Annotated in this window: 6 protein-coding genes; 2 read left to right on the forward strand and 4 right to left on the reverse strand. The window is 71.0% G+C overall.

Annotated features, from left to right (window positions below; all coding sequences use genetic code 11):
- Positions 1 to 261 precede the first annotated feature (261 nt).
- Entirely contained in the window at positions 262 to 417 is a 156-nt protein-coding gene (locus ACGFYY_RS28285; protein ID WP_181382819.1) for a DUF6131 family protein, read from the reverse strand.
- A 163-nt stretch (positions 418 to 580) separates the two neighbouring features.
- The gene (locus tag ACGFYY_RS28290; RefSeq protein WP_365272152.1) at positions 581 to 964 is read right to left on the reverse strand and encodes a PRC-barrel domain-containing protein; all 384 of its coding nucleotides are present in this window, start codon (positions 962 to 964) and stop codon (positions 581 to 583) included.
- Positions 965 to 1,203: 239 nt separating this feature from the next.
- On the opposite strand from ACGFYY_RS28290, the gene ACGFYY_RS28295 reads away from it, so the two are divergent.
- Complete coding sequence (locus ACGFYY_RS28295; RefSeq protein ID WP_393713574.1) at positions 1,204 to 1,992, forward strand: VOC family protein; 789 nt, start codon at positions 1,204 to 1,206, stop codon at positions 1,990 to 1,992.
- A gap of 122 nt (positions 1,993 to 2,114) precedes the next feature.
- On the opposite strand, the gene ACGFYY_RS28300 is transcribed toward ACGFYY_RS28295, so the two are convergent.
- Positions 2,115 to 2,903: a hypothetical protein gene (locus ACGFYY_RS28300; protein WP_393713576.1), complete on the reverse strand. Its 789-nt coding sequence runs from the start codon at positions 2,901 to 2,903 to the stop codon at positions 2,115 to 2,117.
- Between the two features lie 380 nt (positions 2,904 to 3,283).
- On the opposite strand from ACGFYY_RS28300, the gene ACGFYY_RS28305 reads away from it, so the two are divergent.
- On the forward strand, positions 3,284 to 3,610 hold the full coding sequence (locus tag ACGFYY_RS28305) for a GYD domain-containing protein (RefSeq protein WP_393713578.1): 327 nt from the start codon (positions 3,284 to 3,286) through the stop codon (positions 3,608 to 3,610).
- 65 nt (positions 3,611 to 3,675) lie between these two features.
- Here the strand turns inward: ACGFYY_RS28305 and ACGFYY_RS28310 are convergent, their stop codons facing one another.
- On the reverse strand, positions 3,676 to 4,917 hold the full coding sequence (locus ACGFYY_RS28310) for a hypothetical protein (RefSeq protein ID WP_393713580.1): 1,242 nt from the start codon (positions 4,915 to 4,917) through the stop codon (positions 3,676 to 3,678).
- Between the last annotated feature and the right edge of the window lie 118 nt (positions 4,918 to 5,035).

The raw sequence follows: 5,035 nt of genomic DNA on the forward strand, positions 1-5,035 counted from the left end.
ACCGCGCGCCCCCCTCTTCCCCCCGCGCGCCCCCCCCCCCCCCCCCCCGCCCGCCCCCCCCCCCCCGCGCCGGCGCGGGGGCCCCCGGGGGGGGGGGGGGCCCCCCCCCTCGACGGTAAACCCGGCGCGCGTCAGCGCGTGAAATCTTTCTTCGTCGGAGGGGAAGGCGTTCACCTTTCAACCCCGACTGTTCCACCGACTCTCCCGACTGCTTCATCCGACCGGAATTCCGGGGGCCGCGGTCCTTCTGCGGTCCTTTTGTCAGTAATAGTGGCGGCGACCGCCGACCGCGTGTCCGACCGAGCCCAGGATCCACAGCACCGCGCCCACCACGAGGAGGATGACCCCGATGGTCCACAGGATGGAGATCCCGGTGAGGAACCCCACGATCAACAGAATGAGCCCGACAAGAATCATGATGTCCTCGCTCCCGCTTCGGAATTCGACGGAACGGTTGGGTCCGCCGGGGCGTCCTGTCAGACGTCTACCCTCGAAATTCGGGTTAAGCGGTCCGTTCATGATTTTCTGCGTTCGACTTTCCGCGCGCGAGAAATATGTCCGCGTGGCCGGGGCACGGCCTTCAGGCGCGGTGGCTGCCGACCGGTCCGTCACCGCTCAGCCCGCCGGCGCTGTAATAGTCACCGAGTTCCGCACGGTAGGCGGGGTCACGCAGGTGCTTGTCCTGGTGGAACTCGGGAGCGTTCTTGATCCGGTCCTTGGTGGCATTGACGTAGACCTTCTCCTCCTGAAGGTCTATCCGCGAGACGGTGCTCGCCGGGAGGAGGACTTCCTTGCCGAAGATCCACACGCCGGTGTCGACGACCAGGTAGGCATCGCCCACGTCGTAGGAGTGTTTGTCGACCTTCCCGATGTGGCCGTCCGTCGCCTCGACCTGGTACCCGGTGAGGTCGGCCCAGGTCAGGTGGCCCGATGCGGGCCCGTAGCTCCACACATGCTCGGTCACACGAAACAACTCCTCCCGGTAGGGGTGACCCGTCGGGTTCCCGACCCGCCCGGTCATGGACCGCACCGCGACACGCGGGACCCGTCGCGGGGATCTTCCGTATGTGTCGACGCGGCTGCCCGCCCTGCCGCCGGCCAAACACCGGGGCGGTTCGAACCGCGCCTCGCGGCCCCGCGCCGCCGTCCGGTCTACCGTGGAAGGGTCCCGTCCCACGTCAACGGCAGATGAGGCTGACAGCTGTGTCGACGTCGAGTCACGAGATCTTCGGTGCGCCGTGCTGGGTCAGCCTGCTGGCCCGGGATCTCGAATCCACACAGCGGTTCTACGCCGGCGTGCTCGGCTGGGACTTCCGGCCCACCCATCTCGGGGGCGGCATCATGGTCGCTTTCCGTGACGGGGCCCCCGTAGCGGGCATCGGGACCCTGGCGGGCAGTCTCGGCGCGCCGGTGCTGTGGACTCCGTACTTCGCCGTCGAGGACGCCGACGTGACCGCCGCCCGGATCCTCGAACGCGGCGCCACCATGGCCGTCGGCCCCGTGGCCTTCGGCACCGGCCGCATCGCCTTGGCGGCGGACCCCGCCGGGGCCGTCTTCGGCTTCTGGCAGGGCGAGGTCGTCCCCGACTGGTCGGTGGGCCGGGGTAGCGCGCCCGCGTGGCTGGAACTGCGGACGCGGGACGCGTTCGCGGCGGCCATCTTCTACGGGGAGGTCCTCGAGTGGGCCGGATCGCGCCCCGGCTGCTGCGCGGTCTCGTACGAGCACGCCCACGTCGTGCTGCGCCACGGGCACGACACCGTGGCCCGCATCAGCGGCGGCGCGCTCGAGGAGGCACCGGACCCGGAGGTCCGTCCCCGCTGGCACGTCCACTTCCGCGTGCCCGACCTGGAGGCGGTGATCGAGGCCGCGACCAGGCTGGGCGGCAGGACCGCGTCGCCCGTGCAGACGTCCAGCGTGAGCCGGTGGGTGGTTCTCGCGGATCCCGACGGGGCGCTCTTCACCGTGGTGACATCCCAGGACAGGTCTGCCTGACCCGGCCGCCCCGCGGGGGCCGGACGGATCCGCGGCGCGACCCCCACGCGCCCCACCCGCCGATGGGCCGGACGCCGGCACGCGGGCCGGCTGCTCGGCGCCGGTCGGAGCTTCCCTCCTCCTCAGGCCGGGTAGGCGATCGAGCCGAGCGGCGGGCAGGGAACGAGCACGGTGTCCGCGCCGGGGCGCTCGACGAATGCCCGGGCCTCGGCGGCCTGTCGGCGTCGGGAATCCAGCTCGTCCGCGTGCCAGGCATCGCGTCTGGCACGGGAGTGGTCCCACGAGTCGTCGATGAGACCGAGGGCGGTATTGCCGGAGCTGCGTTCGAACTCGGCCTTTATCGCGACCCGTTGGAGGGCGGTCTGCGTCACGGCGAGATCGATGCGGGTGATCAGGACGCCGGGGGTGTTCGGTTCCCGGGTCGGCATGGGTGCCTGCGGCAGCGGTGACACCCCGGTGTCGAGGCGGCCGATGTTGTCGACACTCGCCGTCCGGGCGTCCCTCACCATGATCTGCATCTCCTGGTGCAGCCAGAAGAACTCGTCGAGGTCGGCCGAGGTGACGCGCATCCGCCGGTACAGGGCCTGGAATCGGGGATCGTGATGCAGCGCCCGCATGGGAGCGGCATGGAGCGCCACACAGTCGTTGAAGCCGAACGTGACCGCGGCGTCGAGATGGACGATGCCCTGGTCCGTCTGTCCGCGTGCGATGGCCAGACCGCCGAGGCCCGCGTGGCCCGTGGCGACGAGCCACGCCCCGTCGGGCCCGAGGGCTGTGCCGCGCGCGATGACTTCGTGCAGGCCCGCGGACGGGTCCTGACCCGGCGCCGGCACCGCCAAGGAGCCGCTGGTCAGGAGCTCCACCAGTACTTCGTACGTGCGCGCGACGAGTGAGTCGACGGTGTCGGCCATGGATCTCCTCGGACCTGGGTGTGAAGAACGGAAACGCGTCGCGCCCGCCGCGATCGAGTGGTGCGCCGATCGCGGCAGGGCTCAACTCCGCAGCGTAAGCCCGGTCGTCCGGATCAGAGGGATGTTCTGACGGCGTCGATCCGGACCCGGCGGCTCCGGTGCCTCCGGCGGCTCCGGCGGCCCCGGCGGCCCCGGTGTCTCCGGCGGCCCCGGTGGCCCCGACTGCTCCCTCGGCAGGTCACCCGCGCCCGAACGCACCGCTCCGCGGAGATGCGTGCGTGTGGAGGTAGATCAAGAAGTCGTTCGGGGGATTCGCGGGCCGCGACCGGAGCGTGTCCCGTCCCCTCGGGCATCTCTGGGTGGAACGAGAGGGAGACCCGATGCCGCTCTATCTGTCGAGGTTCAGTTACACACCGGAGACCTGGGCGAGGCTGATCGCCCATCCCGAGGATCGTGCGAAGGCCGCTCAGGCGTACATCGAGTCCGTCGGCGGCAAGCTCCACGGCTTCTGGTACGCCTTCGGCACGCACGACGGCTACAACCTGTGGGAGGCCCCCGACAACGTGTCGATGGCCGCGGTCGCGCTGGCGATCAGTGGCGGCGGCGCGCTCGCTTCGTTCGAGACGACGGTCCTCCTGACCGTCGACGAAACCATGGACGCCCTGCGCAAGGCCGGAGGGATCCGGTACCGGGCGCCGGGCACGTAGCGGTCGGAACCGATGCGGGCCTGGGGCCGATGCGGGCCTGGCCTGGGGCCCCGCCACCCACCCGGTCAGGGCAGGTCGGGGCCGGCTGTGATGGCCGACCGGGCTGCGGCGGCGGCCCGTACCTCGGGGGTCTCCATCGGGTCGTCGCGGAGCACGGCGATGCGTTCCGCGGTCCGCGGCTGGTGGGGTGCCGAGGCGATGCCGAGCAACCGCGCCCGCTTCTCGCAGTCCCACAGCGACTCGGTGTACATGTCGTCCAGGCCGGTCGGGTCGATCGCGGTGAGCGCCTGTAGGTAGTCGGCCCGTTCGTACGAGTGCGGGGTGTGCTGCCAGAAGGCCCGAAGGACGGGTACGGCGTCGGCGGCGTCGGGTCCGAAGCGGGCCAGTCGCTTCGCCGTCACGTCCGGGCCGCACCAGGCGCGCTCCTCCCACTGGTCGGTGAGTTCGGCCACGAGCCCCGGTAGCGCCTCAGGTCGTGGGTGGTCGGCCAGGATCTCCGTCCCCAGCCGGGCCAGCCACGCCCGCTCGTCCAACGCCCATGTGCGAGCCGCCGGTACGGCCCGGGACCCCAGGCGGCCGACCGCCCGCCGGAGAAACGGCAGTGGCCGACCGCCGTACCCGGTGCCGAGCGAGGGCACCAGCGGAATCAGACCCTCGGCCGGTTCCCGGCCGGTCAGCGCACGCAGTGCATCGATCTTCGTCTCGGGCTCCGCGCCGTCGGTGGCCAGCAGAACGAGCAGCTCCGCGTCGCTCAGTCCGTCCAGAGAGGGTCGCGGCGGAATGGGGCGGCCCGGTACGTCGATCCCGAACCGGCTCCACGGCTCGCGGGACCCCACGGCCTCCTGATCCCCCTCGCCGATCCGGGCGAGCGCGACGTCACCCAGGTCCTCCCACCATGCGGCCGGCCAGCTGTCCGCGATCGACTCCAGTACGCGGCCCCAGTGTTCCCCTTGCCGTACGTACGCGCGCAGTCCCTCCCTGGCCTCGTGCGAACCGGCGAGGGCGAGCAGTTCCAGCACGTCGGCGGCCCGCGACCACTCCCCCTCGTCCCCCGCCAGTTGGTCGACCACCGGCATCGGCGACAGCTCCAGGTCCTGGATCAGCCGTGCCTGGTAGAGGTAGCGGGTGTCCGTCTGTTCGTCCCACTTCCAGTCCCGGCGAATTCCGTGGTACACGAACGCGGCGGCCTCGTACGGATCTTGGCTCGCCCGTATCGCGCCCAGGCCGCGACCTCGCTGCAGCAGGCCTTCGAGGCAGTCGTGGGAGGCGTAGGAAAGGGTGCGGGTCATCTCATCGTGGTAGCTCATCGCTTCGAACCCTGGCCGAACGTCCTGCGTTCCGCGTAATTCAGGGGTTCTGGAGTACCTGCCGGGTTGAAGGTGCAGGTCAGCGGGGTGAGGGCTGGTGACGCGGCCGGATTCGCCT

Source organism: Streptomyces sp. NPDC048331 (genome assembly GCF_043201215.1).
Classification (GTDB): Bacteria; Actinomycetota; Actinomycetes; order Streptomycetales; family Streptomycetaceae; genus Streptomyces.

Bases quoted from the DNA above. Each gene is read 5' to 3' on its own strand.
- ACGFYY_RS28300 (WP_393713576.1), bottom strand. From the start codon at position 2,903: ATGGCCGACACCGTCGACTCACTCGTCGCGCGCACGTACGAAGTACTG.
- ACGFYY_RS28305 (WP_393713578.1), top strand. From the start codon at position 3,284: ATGCCGCTCTATCTGTCGAGGTTCAGTTACACACCGGAGACCTGGGCG.
- ACGFYY_RS28285 (WP_181382819.1), bottom strand. From the start codon at position 417: ATGATTCTTGTCGGGCTCATTCTGTTGATCGTGGGGTTCCTCACCGGG.
- ACGFYY_RS28310 (WP_393713580.1), bottom strand. From the start codon at position 4,917: ATGAGCTACCACGATGAGATGACCCGCACCCTTTCCTACGCCTCCCAC.